Origin of the sequence: Thiomicrospira microaerophila (genome assembly GCF_023278225.1) — a bacterium.
GTDB classification, from domain to species: domain Bacteria; phylum Pseudomonadota; class Gammaproteobacteria; order Thiomicrospirales; family Thiomicrospiraceae; genus Thiomicrospira; species Thiomicrospira microaerophila_A.
In genome coordinates this window covers 1,288,110-1,308,166 of record NZ_CP070959.1, presented here as the reverse complement: position 1 = coordinate 1,308,166, position 20,057 = coordinate 1,288,110, and the positions used below count along the sequence as shown (strand labels likewise).

Annotated in this window: 18 protein-coding genes; 8 read left to right on the top strand and 10 right to left on the bottom strand. The window is 45.6% G+C overall.

Annotated features, from left to right (window positions below):
- The first annotated feature begins 4 nt into the window (after positions 1 to 4).
- Together ligA and yjgA are read left to right on the top strand one after the other, a co-directional pair.
- Entirely contained in the window at positions 5 to 2,032 is a 2,028-nt protein-coding gene (gene ligA / locus JX580_RS06405; protein ID WP_248849728.1) for an NAD-dependent DNA ligase LigA, read from the top strand.
- The gene (gene yjgA / locus JX580_RS06400; RefSeq protein WP_248849727.1) at positions 2,025 to 2,570 is read left to right on the top strand and encodes a ribosome biogenesis factor YjgA; all 546 of its coding nucleotides are present in this window, start codon (positions 2,025 to 2,027) and stop codon (positions 2,568 to 2,570) included. Before ligA ends, yjgA begins: the two co-directional genes overlap by 8 nt.
- A gap of 101 nt (positions 2,571 to 2,671) precedes the next feature.
- Here yjgA and JX580_RS06395 read toward each other — a convergent pair whose 3' ends face one another.
- Genes JX580_RS06395 through JX580_RS06375 form a run of 5 tightly spaced genes read right to left on the bottom strand, consistent with a single transcriptional unit; the run spans position 2,672 to position 5,509 of the window.
- Positions 2,672 to 3,604, bottom strand: a complete 933-nt coding sequence (locus JX580_RS06395; protein ID WP_248849726.1) for a DMT family transporter — start codon at positions 3,602 to 3,604, stop codon at positions 2,672 to 2,674.
- A 25-nt stretch (positions 3,605 to 3,629) separates the two neighbouring features.
- Complete coding sequence (locus tag JX580_RS06390; protein WP_248849725.1) at positions 3,630 to 4,136, bottom strand: asparaginase domain-containing protein; 507 nt, start codon at positions 4,134 to 4,136, stop codon at positions 3,630 to 3,632.
- Positions 4,133 to 4,594: a transcriptional repressor LexA gene (gene lexA / locus JX580_RS06385; protein WP_248849724.1), complete on the bottom strand. Its 462-nt coding sequence runs from the start codon at positions 4,592 to 4,594 to the stop codon at positions 4,133 to 4,135. The genes JX580_RS06390 and lexA overlap by 4 nt, the downstream gene beginning before the upstream one ends.
- A 16-nt stretch (positions 4,595 to 4,610) precedes the next feature.
- Positions 4,611 to 4,901 carry a YciI family protein gene (locus JX580_RS06380; RefSeq protein ID WP_248849723.1) on the bottom strand — a complete coding sequence of 97 codons (291 nt, stop codon included), beginning with the start codon at positions 4,899 to 4,901 and terminating at the stop codon, positions 4,611 to 4,613.
- Positions 4,901 to 5,509 carry a septation protein A gene (locus JX580_RS06375; protein WP_248849722.1) on the bottom strand — a complete coding sequence of 203 codons (609 nt, stop codon included), beginning with the start codon at positions 5,507 to 5,509 and terminating at the stop codon, positions 4,901 to 4,903. Before JX580_RS06375 ends, JX580_RS06380 begins: the two co-directional genes overlap by 1 nt.
- Before the next feature lie 94 nt (positions 5,510 to 5,603).
- On the opposite strand from JX580_RS06375, the gene JX580_RS06370 reads away from it, so the two are divergent.
- Positions 5,604 to 6,428, top strand: coding sequence for a PHP domain-containing protein (locus tag JX580_RS06370; protein WP_248849721.1), 825 nt, complete (start codon positions 5,604 to 5,606; stop codon positions 6,426 to 6,428).
- A 28-nt stretch (positions 6,429 to 6,456) separates the two neighbouring features.
- Here the strand turns inward: JX580_RS06370 and JX580_RS06365 are convergent, their stop codons facing one another.
- Positions 6,457 to 7,053: a DUF2062 domain-containing protein gene (locus tag JX580_RS06365; protein ID WP_248849720.1), complete on the bottom strand. Its 597-nt coding sequence runs from the start codon at positions 7,051 to 7,053 to the stop codon at positions 6,457 to 6,459.
- Between JX580_RS06365 and JX580_RS06360 the strand changes: the two genes are divergently transcribed.
- The 5 genes from JX580_RS06360 to JX580_RS06340 all read left to right on the top strand — a co-directional run bounded on the left by JX580_RS06360 (position 7,052) and on the right by JX580_RS06340 (position 16,683).
- On the top strand, positions 7,052 to 9,421 hold the full coding sequence (locus JX580_RS06360) for a DNA internalization-related competence protein ComEC/Rec2 (RefSeq protein WP_248849719.1): 2,370 nt from the start codon (positions 7,052 to 7,054) through the stop codon (positions 9,419 to 9,421). The genes JX580_RS06365 and JX580_RS06360 overlap by 2 nt on opposite strands.
- Positions 9,422 to 9,477: 56 nt before the next feature.
- Complete coding sequence (locus tag JX580_RS06355; RefSeq protein WP_248849718.1) at positions 9,478 to 11,703, top strand: YgiQ family radical SAM protein; 2,226 nt, start codon at positions 9,478 to 9,480, stop codon at positions 11,701 to 11,703.
- Positions 11,704 to 11,786: 83 nt separating this feature from the next.
- Positions 11,787 to 14,879, top strand: a complete 3,093-nt coding sequence (locus JX580_RS06350) for an EAL domain-containing protein (protein WP_248849717.1) — start codon at positions 11,787 to 11,789, stop codon at positions 14,877 to 14,879.
- A 140-nt stretch (positions 14,880 to 15,019) separates the two neighbouring features.
- Positions 15,020 to 16,402 (top strand): oxygen-independent coproporphyrinogen III oxidase, encoded by a 1,383-nt coding sequence (hemN, locus tag JX580_RS06345; protein WP_248849716.1) that lies wholly within the window; start codon positions 15,020 to 15,022, stop codon positions 16,400 to 16,402.
- Between the two features lie 116 nt (positions 16,403 to 16,518).
- Complete coding sequence (locus tag JX580_RS06340; protein ID WP_248849715.1) at positions 16,519 to 16,683, top strand: hypothetical protein; 165 nt, start codon at positions 16,519 to 16,521, stop codon at positions 16,681 to 16,683.
- A 3-nt stretch (positions 16,684 to 16,686) separates the two neighbouring features.
- Here JX580_RS06340 and JX580_RS06335 read toward each other — a convergent pair whose 3' ends face one another.
- Genes JX580_RS06335 through prfA form a run of 4 tightly spaced genes read right to left on the bottom strand, consistent with a single transcriptional unit; the run spans position 16,687 to position 20,042 of the window.
- Positions 16,687 to 17,352, bottom strand: a complete 666-nt coding sequence (locus tag JX580_RS06335; RefSeq protein ID WP_248849714.1) for a hypothetical protein — start codon at positions 17,350 to 17,352, stop codon at positions 16,687 to 16,689.
- Positions 17,327 to 18,085: a HesA/MoeB/ThiF family protein gene (locus JX580_RS06330; protein WP_248849713.1), complete on the bottom strand. Its 759-nt coding sequence runs from the start codon at positions 18,083 to 18,085 to the stop codon at positions 17,327 to 17,329. Before JX580_RS06330 ends, JX580_RS06335 begins: the two co-directional genes overlap by 26 nt.
- A gap of 21 nt (positions 18,086 to 18,106) precedes the next feature.
- Complete coding sequence (prmC, locus tag JX580_RS06325) at positions 18,107 to 18,961, bottom strand: peptide chain release factor N(5)-glutamine methyltransferase (protein ID WP_248851891.1); 855 nt, start codon at positions 18,959 to 18,961, stop codon at positions 18,107 to 18,109.
- Positions 18,954 to 20,042, bottom strand: a complete 1,089-nt coding sequence (gene prfA, locus JX580_RS06320; protein WP_248849712.1) for a peptide chain release factor 1 — start codon at positions 20,040 to 20,042, stop codon at positions 18,954 to 18,956. Before prfA ends, prmC begins: the two co-directional genes overlap by 8 nt.
- Positions 20,043 to 20,057 lie beyond the last annotated feature (15 nt).

Genomic DNA, 20,057 nt, shown 5'->3' with positions numbered 1-20,057 from the left:
CTTTATGATCCCTATTGCCGAGCAGGTTGCGCAACTTCGTGAACAACTGGAGTCGCATAACTACGCTTACTATGTTCTAGACGAACCCAGTATTTCTGATGCTCAGTATGATGCATTGTATCGACAGCTTATTGCGCTCGAAACTGAACATCCTGAGCTTATCACAACCGAATCACCAACCCAACGCGTTGGCGGCAAAGTAAAGTCCGGTTTTCAGGAGGTGCGCCATACTGTTCCGATGCTATCGCTGGATAATGCATTTAGTGATGAAGAATTAGCTGAGTTTAATCAGCGTGTGGCTGCTCGCTTGTCTAAGCAGATTCCGCTTGTTTATGCTGCTGAGCCCAAAATGGATGGCTTAGCGGTTAATTTGCGGTATCAGCAGGGACGATTGGTTCAGGCGGCAACCCGAGGCGATGGTGAGTTAGGCGAGGACGTAACGCATAACGTGCGAACCATTCGTGCTATTCCGCTTAAACTTTGTGGCTCAGGCTGGCCTGACGTCTTGGAGGTGCGTGGTGAAGTGTTTATGCATAAAGCCGCACTCGATAAAATTAACCAGGCGCAGTTAGAAAGAGGGGATAGACCTTTTGCTAATCCACGAAATGCTGCTGCAGGCAGTTTGCGTCAGTTAGATCCGACGATTACTGCTCAGCGACCTTTAAGCTTTTTTTGTTACGGCTGGGGTCAAGTCAGTGATGATTTTAAACTGCCTGCTTGCTATAGCGAAATGTTAGACTTGCTAAAAACCTGGGGCTTGCCAATTAATCCTTTGGCTAGTCTGGTGGAGGATCAAGCAGGCCTGGTGAACTACTATCAGGATTTATTTGCTTTACGTGCTACGCTTCCCTATGAGATTGATGGCATTGTTTATAAGCTAGATCGGCTTGAGGGTCAGCAGGCTTTAGGTTTTACATCAAAGTTTCCACGTTGGGCGATTGCACGTAAGTTTCCGGCTCAGGAGGTTTGGACCAAATTGTTAGCGATTGATGTCCAAGTCGGACGAACCGGCGCATTAACCCCGGTCGCGCGTTTAGAGCCGGTGTTAGTCGGTGGTGTTATGGTATCTAATGCCACCTTACATAATATGGATGAAATCAAGCGCAGGGATGTGCGTATTGGTGACACGGTGATTGTTCGGCGCGCTGGTGATGTGATTCCTGAAGTGGTGGCACCGGTTTTGAGTCAGCGACCCGAAAATACCGCTTTGTTTGAAATGCCGGTTGCTTGTCCTGAATGTGGCTCCGATGTGGTTAAAGAACTAGATAAGGCGGTCTATTGTTGCACTGGTGGTTTATTTTGCCCTGCACAGCGTAAGCGCGCCTTAGCCCATTTTGTTTCGCGTAAAGCGATGGATATTCAGGGCTTGGGTGAAAAGTTGATTGATCAGCTGGTTTCAGCAGGCCTGGTTGCCCACCCTGATGATTTTTATAAACTCAATAGTGATGAATTGCTTCAGTTAGAGCGTATGGCAAGCAAGTCGGCGCAAAAGGTGATTGATGCGATTGATGCTTCAAAGTCAACGACGTTACCGCGTTTTATTTATGCCTTAGGCATCCCTGAAGTCGGTGAGGTGACAGCCAAAAATCTGGCACAGCATTTTAAAACACTCGATGCCCTCATGCAGGCAAGCCTAAAACAACTGCTGTCTGTAGCGGATGTGGGGGAGATTGTAGCGCATCATTTGATACAGTTTTTTGCCCAAGCCCATAACCTTGAGGTGATTGAGGGCTTATTGTCTGCCGGGGTAAGTTGGCCATTGATTGAAACACCGATCAGTTCGTTGGATTCGGTATTCAGTGGAAAAACCTGTGTTTTGACAGGAAGTTTACAGCAGATGACACGCGAGCAGGCTAAAGCTGAACTTGAAAACTTAGGCGCTAAGGTGTCGAGCGCGATTTCTGCTAAGACGGATTATCTGATTGCCGGTGAAAAAGCCGGCTCAAAGTTGGCCAAAGCCGAGGTTTTGGGGGTCAATGTTTTGACCGAAGCGGAATTTATTGAATTACTAGGAGAGCAGCTGGATGGTTAGACCGCGTAACGTAAATCGGGGAACCCGAAAAAAACCGGTGCCGGAATGGGAACAGGAGGAGTTTAGTAGCCGAACGGATATTAAACTAGCTGCGCAGGAAGTGACCGATATAGGGAGTTACTTAGGCGAACTGAGTGAAAGTCAGTTAAAGAAAATGGGTTTACACTCTGAGCTGCTTGAGGCCTTGTTGTTGTTTAAAAAAATGGATGCCGGGCCTGCCATTCGTCGTCAGCGACAATTTATTGGAAAGTGGTTGCGTCAGCATGAAGAAGAATTGGCGGAGATTCGTGCGCGTATTGAGGAGATGGAAGAAAGGGCTAAGCAGCAAAACCTGCATTTTCAGAAGTTGGAGCGCTGGCGTGATCGTTTATTGGCAGAGGGAGATGAAGCCCTTAATGCTCTGCTGGAGGATTTTCCGCAAGCGGATCGGACCTTGCTTCGCCAGCACATACGCAATGCTCAAAAAGAAGCCGAGCAACAAAAGCCGCCTAAATCAGCAAGGGCTATTTTTCAGTATCTAAGAGGCTTGGAGTGGTAGTATGCAAAACAGAATGATTCAAATGTTAATTCGTCGGATGATTTCGATGGTGATGTCGAAGTTGTTTCGCAAAGTAACTGGTAAAAGAATGCCTAGTGGCACTAGGGGGCGGGGGCGTCGTCCTTTTTAGCCGTTAAGCTGGTTTTTAGCTTAGAATGTTTTAGGCTTCGATAAAAACGCTCTAATTCAAATAAAACCAGCCCTAAAACAACCAGGCCTGCTCCTAGCCATATCGACCAGTTTAATGCCTCATTGTTAATCCAATAGCCGAGGATGAGTGCAAAAACTGGGGTAATCATAGGAATAAGCCCAAGCCGCATTGCATCCATGTGCTTCAGCACGTAATAGTAGAGTGCAAAACCAATCACTGACCCAATGATTACCAGATAGCTAATCGCTATTAGGCTATGGGTTTCAAGTTCCGGCCAGTCCAGTAGTACCTTAGGTTTGAAGATCAAAAACACCACCGCAGTAATCCAAAGTGCGCCGGTCACTACATGCAGAGGGGGCAGGTTATGTTGAGATTTCTTAACCAGTACGGTACTGAGTGAGTGAAAAAATACACCGACCAGTGCCAGCATCAAGCCCATTAATTGTAATCGCGATTCGCTGGGTTCAAGGTTGGGTACAAACAAAGCAACCAGGCCAAGAAGACTTAAGCCTATGCCTAGCCATTTGCTTAACGACAAGCGCTCATGACCCAGTAGAAAATAGATAAGTAAACCTGTGGCGATCGGGGTCATGCCCCAAATCAGCGCAATCCAGCCGGAGGGCATGGTTTGCGCTGCCCAATAAACCGGAGTCATCCCGCCAAGTAAACCTATGGATGCAGCGGCATAGACTTTGATCGCGGATAGGTTAAGTGCAAAACGTTGTTTGCTGAATAGTAATGCAAAAGGCAGGATAAGCACGGCACTTAAAATCAACCGTGCTGCGACACCAAAAAACCAATCGGCTTGGCCACTCCATTGAATCGCTAAGGGTGTGGTGGTCCAGATCGCAATAACTGCAAAGTACGCCAAGAGGACAGGCATTGGAAGTCTCTAAGTTAGCTAACTATTAATCGGAGAAGATGCCAAGCTGGCGATTTTTCTTAACCTGTCCGGCGGTAAAAAGTTGGCCGTTCATGGTGATGTAGATGCCTGGCTGTGCCAATTGAACGGCCAGGCAAGCACTGCCAAGATTAAACATCGCATCGGATTGACTTAATTTAAAAGGGCGCATTGCACCGGTCAATACAATCGTTTTTGTTTTTAAATGTTCGGTACGTGCCAGAAGGTATTCAGCGGAATCGGTCATGGTGTCGGTGCCGTGGGTAACAATAATGGCTGATTCAGTAGACGTTAAGCAGGCCTGGTAAAGTGTTTCACGATCCTGTTCGGTCATTTCCAGACTGTCTTTAAGCATCAGCGTTTCTAGCCGAATGTTTAATTGATGGTTGGCCTGTTGGAGCATTTCGGCTAAACAGCTTTGGCTAAAAACCAATTCGCCCGTCAGTGGGTTATAGTCCTTGTCAAGGGTGCCGCCACATGCAAGCAGGGCGATAGATGAACTGGTCGGTTTCATGATTGACGTAAGATCCCACGGACAATACCTAAGATTTCGATATCTTCGTTTTTGAGGATAATCGGTTTCATTTCAGGGTTCGCCGGTTGAAGACGTACCCCGCTGGCTTCAACATAAAGTTTTTTCATGGTTACTTCTTCATTGTTAATACGCACGACCACCGATTCACCATTCTCTGCTGAATTGCGTCGTTCAATAATTACAATATCGCCGTCTTGAATATGCTCGTCAATCATCGAGTTGCCTTTAACTCTTAGCGCAAAGGTTTCTTTTTGTGCTAGGGGTTTCGGAACCGAAACCGTATCATAATCCATTTCCATCTGAATCGGCATGCCTGCCGATGTCCAACCCAGTAAAGGAATTTCAACGAATTCTACATCCAGCATTTCCAATGGATCAGTCTGCTGTAATTGCAGTTTTTGTTGGCGTTTAGGAATAAGGTAAGCAACATTAGCCATGATTCAGCCCGTAAAATTAAGTTTTGGGAAAAACTTGTTTGAAAGGTTTGACTTCCACTCGGTCGTATACGCCGGCACTTAGATAGGGGTCTTCATTGGCCCATTGGTCGGCTTGTTCGATGTTGTCAAATTCAGCAACAATTAAACTGCCGCTAAAGCCTTCGCCCTCGAGGTTCGGGTTAGGGCCGGCTAGCACCAATCGACCAGCTTGATCAAGCGACTCTAAGCGCGCGATGTGTGCAGGGCGTGCTTGTTGCCTTAAGGCTAGACTGTCTTCGACATCATAAGCAAAGATTGAAAAAAGCATTAATTCTTCTCCGTCTTTTCTTGGGGTTTAACGGTTTCAAGGGTTTGTGTCTGTTCGCTTTCTGTTTCGTTATCGTCGGTGTCTTTGGTATAGCGGCTAATATAAACGCCCTGAATCAAGATAAATACTAGAGTGAGCCCCATTAAACCAAACAGTTTAAAGTTGACCCAGGCATCAAGAGAGAAATTATAGTAAACCCAAAGATTAATTAATCCCGAGAAAACAAAGAAGCCAATCCATAGGTAACTCAATCGAATCCATACCGCATCCGGCAGTTGAATCATGGATTCCATCATGCGCCGAACGATCGGTTTGTTACCAAATACATAATGACTGGCTAGGAATACCAGTGCAAAGCCCCAATTAACGACGGTAGGCTTCCAAGCAATAAAGGCTTCGTCCTGAAGAATGATGGTTGCACCGCCGAGGACAACGATGAGCGCTAGCGTAATTAAATGTATTTTTTCAACTTTTTTATAACGTGCGTATAGATAACTGACTTGACCAATGGTGGCAATAATCGCGACCCCTGTGGCGACGTAGATGTCATACATTTTGTAGGCGATAAAAAATAGAATAACCGGAAATAGATCAAATAAAAGTTTCATAGTATTTTAACAATCTTCTCAATATGGGTGGTTTAGCTGGCAATCCAGCTAGTCGAGCTTTAGAATAGGTCATTCTAAAGGGGATTGTTCAAGAATGAAAGTTGATTTTCACTGTCATACCAATGCGTCAGATGGAAGCTTGTCACCGATGGCGATCATTGATCTAGCGGTGGATAAGCAGTTAGCTATGTTAGCGATTACCGATCACGATACGACTGCTGGCTTTGAAGCGGCATTTGACTATGCGCTTGATAAGGGATTGCATTTGATATCAGGCGTTGAAATGTCAGTCATGTGGCAAGGGCGGAGTATTCATATCGTTGGTTTGAATGTGGATGTTAATAACGCTGCATTACAAACTTTTTTGGCTTCGATTCGTGAATCCCGTTGGCAGCGCGTTGAGATGATCAATCAAAAGCTGATTAAGCGAGGACATCCTTGCCTGCTTGATCGTGTCAGACAGATGGTAGGCGAGGGCGTGGTCGCACGTCCTCATGTTGCAGACGTTCTCATTGAGCGGGGTTATGTTAAAGACATTCAACAGGCTTTTGATCGTTTTTTAAAGAATGGTCGTCCGGCTTACGTGGCAGAATCTTGGCCGGCTTTGGCTGAGGGGGTTAAAAGGATTACTGAAGCCGGTGGGGTAGCGGTGATGGCGCATCCTGAAAAGTATTCGATGACCAGTCGAAAGCTTAATTTAATGTTGACGGATTTTGCAGCGGCAGGGGGTAAAGGGATTGAAGTCGTTACCTCACCTTATCGTACCTCAACCTCAGTGGGTATGGCCGACCGTGCCAAGCGCTATGGTTTTTATGCTTCTATGGGCTCAGATTTTCACAATCCTAATCATAAATGGCGTAATTTGGGTTGGTTAGCCGATTTACCCGACGGAGTAACGCCTATCTACCAGGCCTGGTAATTTTATTACCTTGAGCGATTGCACTTTTTTAAATTGAGTCAGTTTTTTTCGGCTTGTGAATCGTGTCGATCAAGGCTTGTTTTTTAGGTTTCTTAAACAGTTTTTTAAACCGCCGATTATTCAGGCGCTTTCGCCAACTTAAGTTAACTTGTACGCGCCATAGAACATGAATAGTCAAGTATCCGATACTGCCAAGGGCTAAACCTACGACGAAACTTCCTAGTAATAATGGCTGCCAGATCGCAATAAAAGTGTGACCAAGCCAGTCTAAAGTCATTTCAAATTTAATATTATCTTTGGCATGCTCGTCTAGCAGTAATGCACCTATCCGATAATTAAAATACCAAATAGGTCCCATGGTAATCGGATTACTAATCCACACAAGCGCAACACTTAGTGGTAAATTAGACCTAAGTAACATTGCGGTGATTGCGGAAGTCAACATTTGCCAAGGCATCGGCATCGCTGCCCAAAAAGGACCAATAAAAAAGGCCTTAGCCACCGAATTGCGGTTTAAGTGCCAAAGGTTTGGGTCTTGAAACCAGTGCGCTATCCGATTAAAGCCTTGAATGTTATAGAGCTTTTTGGGATCGGGCATCCATTTTCTTAAGAGTTTTTTTGCCATGTTTATTGCATTTTCACTCGGGTTTGTTGGTGTTGTTTTTTCGTTGTTTCAAGCAGCAAGTTGGCCGTCGGTGGTCTATTTGTTGCCCATTACTCTAGTGATGCTGCTTGGCTATCGATTTAAAAAACCTTGGCTGTTTCATTTTGCCGGCGGCATTATTATAGGCTGGATTATCCTCAGCGTGTTTGTGTTTTTTAGCCCTAGTATTCCAGAAGAGCAAACCTATCAAACCCTTTGGGCAGAAGGCCGCGTGGTCAGTTTAGTAGAAGAGCGGCCTTGGCAAAAAGGCCAGGTTGCGATGACTAGAATGGAGTTTAAAATTGAGCGCCTGCAGAGTCATCCTGAATTGAATCAATCAGATTACCACCAGGCCTGGTTGGGCTTAAAACCAAAAATACGCTTGAGTTGTTATCGCTGTGATTGGCAGCCTAGAGTCGATGAAGTATGGTTTTTACCGATTCGAATTAAATTGATTCATGGTTCGATGAATCCAGCGGGATTTGATTATGAAGCTTGGGCTTATCAGCAGGGTTTGTCTGCCAGTGGATACGTTCGTATCCAAGAAGCTGAACCTTTATTGCTGGAGCGAGCCTATAGCTATCAGCGACTGCGTGAAGCGTTTGCCCAAGCTTTAACTCCTTTTTTAGACGCTTCGCTGTTTAAGGGTATTTATCAAGCTTTGCTCTATGCGGATCGACAAGCGATTTCAGCGGAGGAGTGGGAAGTCATGCGGGCTACCGGAACCATTCATTTAATGGCCATTTCAGGTTTGCATATGGCCCTAGTTGCTTTAATGGTTTATGGTTTGGGGGCAGGGGTTTGGCGTTTACCCTTTAAGCAATTTGAGCAATATCCGGTGCAATGGTTTGGTGCCGCCTTGGCTGTGGTGTTGGTGACCTTGTATGGTTTTTTAGCGGGTTTTACCATACCTACGCAGCGTGCGTGGATTATGGTGATGGTTGGGGTGCTGTTTGTCGTGATACGTCGCAAGTTTCAGCCCTGGTCGGTGTTATTGTTGGCGGCGTTTTTAGTGGTGTTGTGGCACCCACCAAGTGTTTTGGCACAGGGGTTTTGGTTGTCTTTTTTGGCGGTGGCGTTGATTTTTGCTTGGCTTAAAACACCTTGGTCTGCAAACAGACCCGCTTGGCAGCAGGCAATTGTGATTCAATTCGTGTTGTCGGTGGGTTTAATCCCTGCACTTTGGTGGTTTCACCAACAGGTGCCCGTTTATAGCGTGTTGGCGAATTTAATCGCAGTGCCTTTTGTGAGTTTTATTGGTTTGCCTCTGCTATTTATTAGTGCCTTGTTGAGTTTGATTTTTCCTTCGATAGCCCCCCAGCTTGCTTGGTTGAACGACCAGGCCTGGTACTGGCCTTGGTGGTTTTTAGAGCGTTTAGCGAGCTTGCCCGCCAGCGAAATGAGCTTGATTCCGATTGCACTTTGGCTGGTTGTGTTAATGTATTTGTTGGTGTTTTGGGCATTGTTAGCAGATCAAGTCTGGCAGAAAGTTTTGGCTATTTTGGTTTTGTTAGTCTTACTGCTTTGGCCTAGACAGTATGAGGCTATCCCCGAAGGTCACTTTCGCTTAACTCTGTTTGACGTAGGCCAGGGGCAGGCTTTGGTGATTGAAACCGCTGATCATCTAATGGTTTATGATACTGGGCCGCGCTTTGGAGATCGGATGGATGCTAGTCTGACGGCCATCACACCCTATTTAAAAAGTCGGGGTGTGAAGGCGATTGATTTGTTAATGGTGAGTCATGCCGATAATGACCATGCGGGTGGTACACGCCGGTTGATTGATGATTGGCCGATTCGCTCTAAATTAAGTGGTGAGCCTGAGCGACTTGAATCCGTTTATGGCGTAAGCGGATTTTATGCTTGTGATGCCAACCAGGCCTGGTCATGGGATGGAGTGGTGTTTAATGTCTTGTCGCCAGGTGCTTTTGCAGTGCACGAGTCGAATGATTATTCATGTGTGCTTCTGGTAACTTCAGGCCGCCAGAGTTTAATGATTACCGGTGATCTAAATGGTCGGTTTGAACGCAGGTTGGTTGAGTATTATGGTGCCGAGGCATTGCGAGCGCAGGTTTTGGTTGCCGGTCATCATGGCAGTCGTCATTCAACTTATGCTGAATTTTTATCTGCCGTCAATCCGCAAAAAGTCCTGTTCACAGCCGGTTACCGCAATCGATTTAATTTTCCGCATCCTGACGTATTAGGTCGAGTAGAGGGACAGGGTGCAGATTGGCTTAATACCGCCTGTCAAGGCGCGATTCAGTTGGATTTTTCTCCGGCAGACTGGCATCTGGTGCAAACAAGTCGGCAGCAGAAAAAACGTTGGTTCCATCATCAGTGTCCTGAATAAGCGGGTCAGGATCGGGTATAATCCGATTATTATTTTCTGATTCGTAAGGCCTCTGCATGCTTCCTGCTAAAAACATCTTTTCCTATCGCAAACACTGGGCACACAAATTTGGTGTCGCGCCGTTTTTACCTACTACCCGTCAAGAAATGTACGAACTCGGCTGGGATGCCTGCGACATCATTATTATCAGCGGTGATGCCTATGTGGATCACGCCAGTTTTGGTATGGCGGTGATTGGCCGGATGTTGGAAGCGCAAGGCTTTCGCGTTGGCATTATTGCCCAACCTGATTGGACCAGCGTTGAACCCTTTAAGGAGCTTGGCGAGCCGACGCTGTTTTTTGGGGTTACCGCTGGCAATATGGATTCGATGGTGAACCATTACACATCCGACCGCAAGCTGCGCCATAATGACGCTTATACTCCAAATGATGATTACGGCAAGCGGCCGGATCGCGCTACGGTGGTTTATACGCAGCGTTGTCGTGAAGCCTATAAAAGCGTGCCGGTGATTATCGGTGGAATTGAAGCCAGTTTGCGCCGGATTGCGCATTATGATTATTGGTCAGATAAGGTGCGCCGCTCGATTTTGCTGGACTCTAAGGCTGACCTATTGGTTTATGGCAATGCTGAAAGGGCGATTGTAGAGATTGCGCATCGCTTCGCCGAAGGTAAGAGCGTCAAAGAAATGCGCGACATTCGTGGCATTGCCTATATGGTTGATCGGGTGCCGGAGGGGTACATTGTGATGGATTCGACCGAAGTCGATACCCCCGGTAAAATCGATCCGCATATTAATCCGTATGAAATGGTCACCGAAGAGTCCTGTGAATCGAAAAAACAAGACACACCAGCCCGCCCGGCCAATCAAACGATTGATGAAAAGAACGGTATCACCGTGGTGAAAGTGGCGTTGCAAATTCCACGCCACCACCCGCGTGATCAAACGGTGATTCGGATGCCTGCATTTGAACAGGTGCGTGATGATCCTGTTTTATATGCCCATGCCTCACGGGTGTTTCATTTGGAAACTAATCCGGGCAATGCGCGAGCGTTGGTGCAACGTCATGGCAACCGTGATTTATGGATTAATCCACCGCCGATTCCGTTAAGCACACCGGAAATGGACGGGGTGTTTGGTTTACCCTATGCGCGTGCGCCGCATCCTAGCTATGGTGATGCAAAAATATCGGCCTGGGAAATGATTCGTTTCTCCGTCAATATTATGCGTGGCTGTTTTGGTGGCTGTACCTTCTGCTCGATTACCGAACACGAAGGACGGATCATCCAAAACCGCTCAGAGGAATCGATTCTAAAAGAAGTTGAAGAGATTCGAGACAGTGTTAGCGGATTTACCGGCGTTATTTCGGATTTGGGTGGCCCAACCGCGAATATGTGGCGTTTAGCCTGTAAAGACGAGCGAATTGAAGCGAATTGTCGGCGTTTATCCTGTGTACATCCGGCGATTTGCCGTTATCTCGATACCGACCAAACGCCGCTCGTTGAGTTGTATCGCAAAGCCCGTAACCTGCCGGGGATTAAAAAGGTGTTAATCGCCTCCGGCTTACGTTATGACTTGGCGGTTGAAACCCCAGAGTATGTTAAGGAACTGGTGACTCATCATGTTGGCGGCTATTTAAAAATCGCACCGGAACATACGGAAGACGCGCCCCTGAGTAAAATGATGAAGCCGGGTATCGGCACCTATGATCGGTTTAAACAGATGTTTGAAAAGTTCAGTGCCGAGGCGGGAAAAAAACAGTATTTGATTCCGTATTTTATTGCCGCCCATCCGGGTACCACTGATGAAGACATGATGAATCTAGCGATTTGGTTAAAAAAGAACGGTTTCCGTGCCGATCAGGTTCAGGCGTTTTTACCCAGTCCAATGGCGATTGCCTCCGCGATGTATCATACTGATCTGAATCCGTTGCGTAAAATTCGCGGTGATGCGTCGGATGAAACGGTGTTTACACCGAAAGGCATTAAACAGCGCCGCTTGCACAAAGCCTTTTTGCGTTACCATGATCCAGAGAACTGGCCGTTGTTACGTGAAGCGCTCAAAGAGATGGGCCGTGAAGACTTGATTGGCAATGGCAAGCATCATTTAATTCCGAGTTTTCAACCCGCAGGCACAGGTAATGCCGGCGGTGAGGGCAAGCGCACCGGACGCAAGTTTGGCAAACAACAGTTTTTAACCAAGTATTCGGAAGACGGAAGAAAACCACGTGCTAAAACTGGAAAGCCTTCAAAAAAACCTAAATCAAAATCTAGGATAAGTTGATTATTGATTAATTCCATTTAATCCAATAGTTCATATTTTGGTATAATTATGCATTTTGAGTTTTGGAGATAAAAAGATGGGTGATGAGATTGCAAACCGTGCTTTATAAAAATGGGGTCGGTCGAAAGCTAGGCGCTTTTTTGCTTTTGTTTTTGTCTATTTTCCCGGTTTATAGCGAGCAAGAGGGCTTAACACTAGGTATCTTGTCCTTTCGTCCTGAAGATCAAATGCTTCAGCAATGGCAACCTTTGGTTGATCATTTGCAATTGCATGCTCAGGTGCCTATCAGGCTTCAGGTTTTTGGCTTTGAAGCTTTAGAGCAAGCGGTGGCTGAAAATCGACTTGATCTGATTATTACCAATTCTGCTCATTATGTCCGTATTCGCGCCCGAAATCCGTTAACCGGTCCGCTTGCCACGCTTATTCGCCAAGAAAAGGCGTTTCAGCTTGTTTATTTTGGCGGCGTGATTTTAATGCGCGCTGATGATCCAGAGCCCTCTAGTCTTGCAGACTTGTCAAATTTAAGAATGGGTGCGGTGAGTAAAGGCTCGTTTGGCGGTTACCAAATGCAGGTTAAAGCCTTGTACGATGCGGGTTTGCCTATTCCCTCGGATCGTCAGTTATTGACCACCGGTATGCCTCATGATGCGGTAATTGAAGCTTTGCTTCGTGGTGATGTGGATGTTGGTTTTGTTCGTACTGGCGTATTTGAAGATATGCTTGCTGAGGGTCGTTTAAAACCAGGCCTGCTTAAACCGGTATTGGTTCAATCTTATCCGGATTTTCCCTATGTGGTTTCAACACCGCTTTATCCTGAGTGGCCGGTTGTAATGATGCCGCACGTGTCTGAAGAATTGAGCCGTCGGATTATGATTGGTCTATTTTCTTTAGAGCCGAATAGTGAAGCCGCAAAAATGGCCGGTATTCATGGGTTTACGCGGCCAGCGGATTATCAATCGGTCGAGCAGCTATTGAGAGCCTTGCGTATTTCACCGTTTGATGCGGCACCAGATTTTACCCTAATAGATATGTGGCAACGTCATGGTGGCTGGTTACTCAGTTTTACCGCTTTATTGACGTTGTTTTTAATCGGTATTGGTTTGCATATTCGCGCTATTAGAAAAAATGAGGCTAGTTTAAAACTGGCCGCCAGTGTATTTAGCCATGCTCGTGAGGGCATAGTGATTACAGATATTGAAGGCAAAATTATACAGGTTAATGATGCATTTACTCGAATAACTGGCTTTAGTCGCGAAGAGGCACTGGGAAAAAACCCAAAAATACTGAGCTCTGGTAAGCAGCCTAAAGAGTTTTATCAGGCGATGTGGCAATCTTTGGAGTCAAAAGGTCATTGGTATGGTGAGTTGTGGAACCGACGTAAAACAGGTGAGATTTATGTGCAAATGACGACCATTAGCGCGGTGAATGATATGGCTGGAAAAGTCACCCATTACGTTGCGCTGCAATCCGATATCACCAATCTTAAAGAACATGAAAAACGCCTTGAACATATTGCTCATTATGATGTATTAACCAATCTGCCTAATCGGGTGTTATTGGCGGATAGGCTTCAGCAGGCCATGACGATGGCGGAGCGAAAAAACGAACATTTAGCGGTGCTTTTTTTGGACTTGGATGGTTTTAAGGCCGTTAATGACCAGTTTGGCCATGAAGTCGGTGATCAACTGTTAGTTGAACTGGCACGTCGTATGAAATCTCAATTGCGCAAATCAGATACCCTGTCGCGTATTGGTGGCGATGAGTTTGTCATTTTATTGAATGGTTTGGAAACGGTTCAGTGTTCTCACAGTTTATTACATGGCTTATTGCACTCGGTTGCACAGCCAATTCATATTCAAGATCATCAGCTAGTGATATCTGGCAGCATTGGGGTTACTTTTTACCCATCAGATCAATCTGAAGCCGAACAATTAATTCGTCACGCTGACTTGGCGATGTATCAAGCCAAACAACAGGGTAAAAATCGCTATCACTTTTTTGATATTGAGTTGGATCAAAAGCATAAAGATCATGTTGCCTCCCAGCAGAGAATCAAACAAGCTTTGGCAGAGCGTGAGTTTGTCCTCTATTATCAGCCTAAAGTTTGGATGCAATCTGGCGTAGTTTTAGGAGTCGAGGCTTTAATTCGTTGGCAACATCCTGAACGCGGTCTGTTACCCCCAGTTGAGTTTTTACCTGTGATTGAGGGTCAAGCTTTAAGTGCGGAACTCGATTATTGGGTGTTGTCGGATGCGTTAAGGCAGCTGAATGAATGGTGTCAACAGGGTTATGAATTTGTTGTCAGTGTCAATATCGGTGCTCGCCTTTTACAGCAAATGGACTTTGTTGATAAATTAATCGCACTGGCAGCTGATTACCCAAGTGTTCCTGCTCGCTTATTGCAGTTCGAGGTATTGGAAACCAGTGCGATTGAAGATGTTGGCCATGTCGGTAGTGTTATTCGTCGTTGTCAAGAGTTGGGCTATAGCTTTGCTTTGGACGATTTTGGTACCGGTTATTCATCGCTGACCTATTTACGTCATCTGCCGGCTGAAATGGTGAAGATTGATCAGAGTTTTGTGCGGGATATGCTGCAGGATACTGAAGATCTGGCTATTGTAAATGGTGTGATCGGTCTGTCGGGTGCGTTTCATCGACAAGTGTTAGCCGAAGGGGTTGAAACCATTGAGCATGGTGAAATGTTACTGTTAATGGGTTGCCAACTCGCTCAAGGCTATGGTATTGCAAGGCCAATGCCTGCAAAAGATTTTATAATCTGGCAGAAGGCTTGGCAGCCGGATCCCATTTGGCAGAATTGGGCCGATAAGAGAGCTAAACCAGTGGATTTGACTCTGTTATTCGCTGAGGTTGAGCATCGTGCCTGGGTCGATAACTTAACACATTATTTACATGGTGACATGCAGCGGCCTCCTCAGCTTGATGCGCATTTATGTCATTTTGGTCGTTGGTATGATCGCCAAGGTCAGCGTGATTATGGACAACAGCCTGAATTTCAAATGATTGATAAAATACATCGGGAAGTTCATCATAAGGCTCATGAATTGCTGATGTTGGATGGTCACGGAGAAAAACAACAAGCCATAAATAGGCTTCATGAACTTTATGATCTGCGTGATCAAATGATCCTTGCATTGCGTTCCTTGTTAAATGACTAGTTTGAGTAGCTGCCTTACTTATCATAAACTCGTCAACTCGGTCTTTTGGAATTGATATAACGCAAGTTTGGACGTAAATTCACAATCCATAGGGTGGGTTGGTTTAGAATGGCGCGAAATTATATTTAAAAGGATTGATCATGGAACAGGGTATTCAGTTTGATGCCGATTTAATTAAGCGCTATAACCAGAGCGGCCCACGCTACACCTCTTATCCAACAGCGGTTCAGTTTGATGAATCATTTGGCCTAGCAGACTATCAAGCGGCTGCGATGCGCAGTAATGCATCAGCACGTGGTTTATCCCTGTATTTCCACATTCCATTTTGTGACACTATTTGTTTCTATTGCGCCTGTAACAAAGAGTGGACAAGGGATCGTAAAAAGACCACACCTTATCTTGAACGTTTGTATAAAGAAATTGAATTGCAAGCCAAGTTGTTTGATCCCAATCGCAAGGTAGAACAGCTCCATTGGGGCGGTGGTACGCCTACGTTTATTAATCACGATGAAATGCGCCAATTAATGGCTAAAACACGCGAACACTTTAATCTGTATGATGATGACCAGGGCGAATATTCCATTGAAATTGATCCGCGTGAAGCCACGGCAGAAACGATTAAACTACTCCGTGAATTGGGTTTTAATCGTATGAGTTTAGGCGTGCAGGATTTTGATCCGAAAGTGCAAAAAGCGGTTAATCGCATTCAGTCAGAAGAAGAAACCTTTACGGTACTCAATGCCGCACGTGCTGAAGGTTTTTTATCGGTGAATGTTGACTTGATTTATGGCTTGCCTTTTCAAACCCAAACGAGTTTTTTACAAACTTTAGATAAGTTGCTGGAAGTTGAACCGGATCGTTTTTCAATTTTTAACTATGCTCATATGCCGGCGATGTTTCCCACGCAGAAAAAAATGCGTGAAGAAGATATGCCAAGCCCGGATCAAAAGTTAGCCATTTTACAGGCAACAACCGAAAGACTTCTTGAAGCAGGCTATGTCTATATTGGAATGGATCACTTTGCTAAACCGGATGATGAACTCGCGGTGGCACAGCGTAATGAAACTCTTTATCGAAACTTTCAAGGTTACTCGACTCATGCCGATTGCGACCTGGTGGGTATGGGCGCGACATCAATTGGTTTAATCGACAATACCTATTCGCAGAATTATAAAAGCCTTGATGAGTATTATGCGGCGATAGATGCCGGTCATTTAGCGATATTTCGTGGCGTTCAGTTAACCGAAGATGATGAATTACGACGTAATGTTATTACTCGGTTAATTAGTCATTTCCATTTAAATTTTGAAACGGTAAATCAGCAATGGGGTATTCGGTTTAACGAATACTTTGCAAAAGAGCTAAAAATGCTCGGTGTCTTTGCTCACGATGGGTTATTGTCGATCAATGACAAGGATATTTATATCACCGCAAAAGGTCGGTTATTGATTCGTAATATATGCATGATGTTTGATGCGTACTTAACAGCCGGAAGCAATCAGCGTTTTTCTAAGGTTATTTAATTCGTTGAATTGGTTTAAAGTTTTTTGTAAATGAGGCGATAACAAGATATTAAAATTGGCGTGTTTTGTGCTTTAAATTTTTTGTGTTGTGTATAACAAGAAATGAGGGGTATGAAATGAATCCGGCAATGATTAAAGAGTTAGCGAAAAATATTCGTCATGCCTTTGAGCGCCATCAAAGCATAAAAATGCCGGTGATGCGTAAAGATGAGTTTTCATTTTTAATGAAAGAAATTCGATTAAGCGAGCCGATGATTTCATACATGGCTCGCCGTCGATAGCGGTTAGTAGCTGAATCGTAAACCTGCTGTTGCAGTCATAATGTCCGGGCTGGTGTTAAGGCTTAGGGTTAGTTGGCTGTGACGGTTTATCCAATAGGCTGACTGTAGCGTAAAGCTGTTGATTGTACTTTTACTATCAAAAATGTAATTAACTCGGTAATTGCCCGCTAGTTCAACTCTCTTTCCAATCCATGTTCGACCACCAAAATCCAATCCTTGGTTTTGTTCGCTTTCTTTAAGGCATGTCTGTAGTCCGCAGGCCTTTGCTTGATTCCAATACTGTCCAAGCATCATATATACATCAGAAGACTGCTTAACCCCCCAAGCATAGCCGATTTTTGCACTTTGGCTTTGCAAGTTGAACTTAGTGTAGCTTGTATCGTCGCTGGCTTGAGTTCCGCTGGCGCTAAAAATAATGCCGTAGGTGTTTTGGTAACTGAGAGAGATATTCAGCAGGGGCAGGTATCGATATTTGTCTACGCCATCATTATGAGTAATGTTGAGGGGGTTATCAAAGTAGAGGTATCCGCCTTGTAAGTGAGCTTGGGTGTAGCTAAAGTTTGAACTGGAATAGCCGGTTGCAGGGATCACTAAACCGATCAATAACAAAGAATTAAGAAGGTTTTTTGATGAGTTTTTACGATTATTTTTGACTTTGGCCGTGTTCACAATAAGGGTCTCTCTTTAAATTAAATTGACGAAATTGCATGGTTAATCCATCAACTAAAAGCAACTTTCCAACCAATGTGGGTAAGCCGACCAAGGCTTTGATCGCTTCCATCGCTTGCATAGAACCTATCATGCCAACTAAAGGCGAGATAACACCATTGCGGCTACAGCTTTGGTCGTTGGCTGTTCCGGGTTTGTATAAGCACTCATAACAGGGTGAATCATCCTGGCGGAAATCATAGGTGGTGAGTTGACCTTCCCAGCGAATTGCTGCCCCGGAAACAAGGGGTTTTTTAGCTTTAAAGCAGGCCTGGTTGAGTGCAAAGCGGGTGGCAAAATTATCCGAGCAGTCTAGTACTACATCAATCTGCGGCAATAATTGGTTAATTTCAGCGCTATCAAGCTGACGTTCAATGACTTGGATTTGGCAGGCGGCATTGATTTGCGCCAGTGTTTGCGCGGCTGATTGCGCTTTGTTTTGACCTAGACGCTGTTCGGTATGAATCACTTGGCGTTGTAGGTTTGATTCATCGACTTGATCAAAATCCACTAGAGTTAATTTGCCAATACCTGCCGCAGCAAGATAGAGCGCAGCGGGCGAACCTAGACCACCTAAACCGATAATTAACGCATGGGATTGGGCAAGTTTTAGCTGACCGGCATAATCGATTTCCGGTAGCAGAATTTGTCTGGAATAGCGATTGAGTTGGTCGTCATTGAGTTCTTTGATCATAGGGCTTCTCAAGCAGTTTTTTTAAGGTGTTTGACCATAGCTTACACGGGGATGACCTGCTAAATCAACTTGGCAGGTGATCGATTGAAAACCGGCTTGCCTAAAGAGCTGTTTAACCGCATCGGCCTGATTGTAACCGTGCTCAACGAACAACCAGGCCTGCTGGTTTAAATAGCTGGGTGCTTGGCAAATAATCAGGCGTAAATCATCCAAGCCATCCGATCCTGAGCTGAGTGCGCTGTCGGGTTCAAAGCGTAAATCGCCTTGGGTTAAATGCAGGTCTTGTTGTTCAATATAAGGCGGGTTCGACACAATACAATCAAACTTTTGACCTTCAAGCTGGCTAAACCAATCGCTGAGTAGCCAGTTAATTTTTAGTTGATGCGCTAAACCATTGGCTTGCGCGACAGCGAGTGCAGCGGGGGAGGCATCAATCGCTGTGATTTTGGCATCCGGTCGTTCTGAAGCCAATGCCAATGCAATGGCGCCTGAGCCGGTACCCATGTCTAAAATTTGCGGCTTGGGGTATTGTGCTAATTTTTGTAAAGCGATTTCAATCAAGGTTTCGGTATCGGCGCGGGGTATCAGTGTGGCGGGTGACACCTGCAATGCTAGCCCCCAAAACTCTTTGTAACCTAGCAGGTAAGCAATCGGTTCACCGGCTTGTCGGCGTTCAACGAGCGCAAAAAATTCTGCCACCTGCGTTTCGGTTAAAGCTTTTTCCGGCCAAGTTAATAGATAGGCACGATTGACCCTGAGGCTATGGCAGAGCAGGATTTCGGCTTCGAGTTTAGGGTTGCAATCGTTAGCACTGTTGGTAAGTTGCTGCACCGCTTGTTGGATAGCGGTGCTAATTAACCAGGCCTGGTTAGTCATTCGCACTGAGTGCAGCGAGTTGTTCGGCTTGATGCTCTTGCGTCAACGGATCAATCACGCTGGCCAGTCCACCGTTCATAATTTCATCTAGCTTGTAGAGTGTTAGGTTAATGCGGTGGTCGGTGCAACGGCCTTGCGGATAGTTATAGGTTCGAATGCGTTCTGAACGATCACCGGAGCCGACCAGACTTTTGCGCTCTTGCGCTATCGCTTGGTCATGCACTTGGCGTTTAGCATCCATAATGCGTGCAGCCAAGAGCGACATGGCTCGCGCACGGTTTTTGTGTTGTGAACGCTCGTCTTGGCATTCAACAATCGTGCCGGTTGGGATGTGGGTAATACGAATCGCGGAGTCGGTTTTGTTAACATGCTGACCACCGGCACCCGAGGCACGGAAGGTATCAACTTTCAAGTCTGCCGGATTGAGTTCAACCTGTTCAACATCCGGCGCTTCGGGCATAATCGCGACTGTGGCGGCGGAGGTATGCACCCGGCCTTGGGTTTCCGTAGCCGGAACACGTTGCACCCGATGCGCACCGGATTCAAACTTTAGTTTGGAGTAAGCCCCGTCACCAATAATCCGCGCGATAATTTCTTTGTACCCACCATGTTCACCTTCGCTGGTGTTCAGTACTTCAATTTGCCAGCGTTGCGTTTCGGCATAACGACTATACATCCTAAACAAATCACCGGCAAAAATAGCCGCTTCATCACCACCGGTGCCGGCACGAATTTCTAAGAAAATATTGGCATCATCATTGGGATCACGTGGAAGCAGCATTTTTTGCAGTTCAAGTTCGTAGCTTTCTATCGCTTTTTCTAAACTGGGATATTCCTCTTGCGCCATTTCCTTTAACTCACGGTCGCCCGAAGCGATCATTTCTTTGGCTTCTTCTAGGTCGGCCTCGGCACGTTCAAAGTTTTGGTAGGTTTCGACAACAGGCGTCAATTGCGCATGCTCTTTTGAAAGATTACGGAATTGATTTTGATCATTCACGACCGATGGATCTGAGAGAAGGGCGCCTACTTCTTCAAGGCGCTCAACAAGATTTTGTAGTTTTTGACGAATGGAGGCTTTCATGTAGTTCTCTAAAAG

Coding starts and splice junctions, on each gene's coding strand:
- ligA (WP_248849728.1), top strand. CDS start 5: ATGATCCCTATTGCCGAGCAGGTTGCGCAACTTCGTGAACAACTGGAG.
- yjgA (WP_248849727.1), top strand. CDS start 2,025: ATGGTTAGACCGCGTAACGTAAATCGGGGAACCCGAAAAAAACCGGTG.
- JX580_RS06395 (WP_248849726.1), bottom strand. CDS start 3,604: ATGCCTGTCCTCTTGGCGTACTTTGCAGTTATTGCGATCTGGACCACC.
- JX580_RS06390 (WP_248849725.1), bottom strand. CDS start 4,136: ATGAAACCGACCAGTTCATCTATCGCCCTGCTTGCATGTGGCGGCACC.
- lexA (WP_248849724.1), bottom strand. CDS start 4,594: ATGGCTAATGTTGCTTACCTTATTCCTAAACGCCAACAAAAACTGCAA.
- JX580_RS06380 (WP_248849723.1), bottom strand. CDS start 4,901: ATGCTTTTTTCAATCTTTGCTTATGATGTCGAAGACAGTCTAGCCTTA.
- JX580_RS06375 (WP_248849722.1), bottom strand. CDS start 5,509: ATGAAACTTTTATTTGATCTATTTCCGGTTATTCTATTTTTTATCGCC.
- JX580_RS06370 (WP_248849721.1), top strand. CDS start 5,604: ATGAAAGTTGATTTTCACTGTCATACCAATGCGTCAGATGGAAGCTTG.
- JX580_RS06360 (WP_248849719.1), top strand. CDS start 7,052: ATGTTTATTGCATTTTCACTCGGGTTTGTTGGTGTTGTTTTTTCGTTG.
- JX580_RS06365 (WP_248849720.1), bottom strand. CDS start 7,053: ATGGCAAAAAAACTCTTAAGAAAATGGATGCCCGATCCCAAAAAGCTC.
- JX580_RS06355 (WP_248849718.1), top strand. CDS start 9,478: ATGCTTCCTGCTAAAAACATCTTTTCCTATCGCAAACACTGGGCACAC.
- JX580_RS06350 (WP_248849717.1), top strand. CDS start 11,787: ATGAGATTGCAAACCGTGCTTTATAAAAATGGGGTCGGTCGAAAGCTA.
- hemN (WP_248849716.1), top strand. CDS start 15,020: ATGGAACAGGGTATTCAGTTTGATGCCGATTTAATTAAGCGCTATAAC.
- JX580_RS06340 (WP_248849715.1), top strand. CDS start 16,519: ATGAATCCGGCAATGATTAAAGAGTTAGCGAAAAATATTCGTCATGCC.
- JX580_RS06330 (WP_248849713.1), bottom strand. CDS start 18,085: ATGATCAAAGAACTCAATGACGACCAACTCAATCGCTATTCCAGACAA.
- prmC (WP_248851891.1), bottom strand. CDS start 18,961: ATGACTAACCAGGCCTGGTTAATTAGCACCGCTATCCAACAAGCGGTG.
- prfA (WP_248849712.1), bottom strand. CDS start 20,042: ATGAAAGCCTCCATTCGTCAAAAACTACAAAATCTTGTTGAGCGCCTT.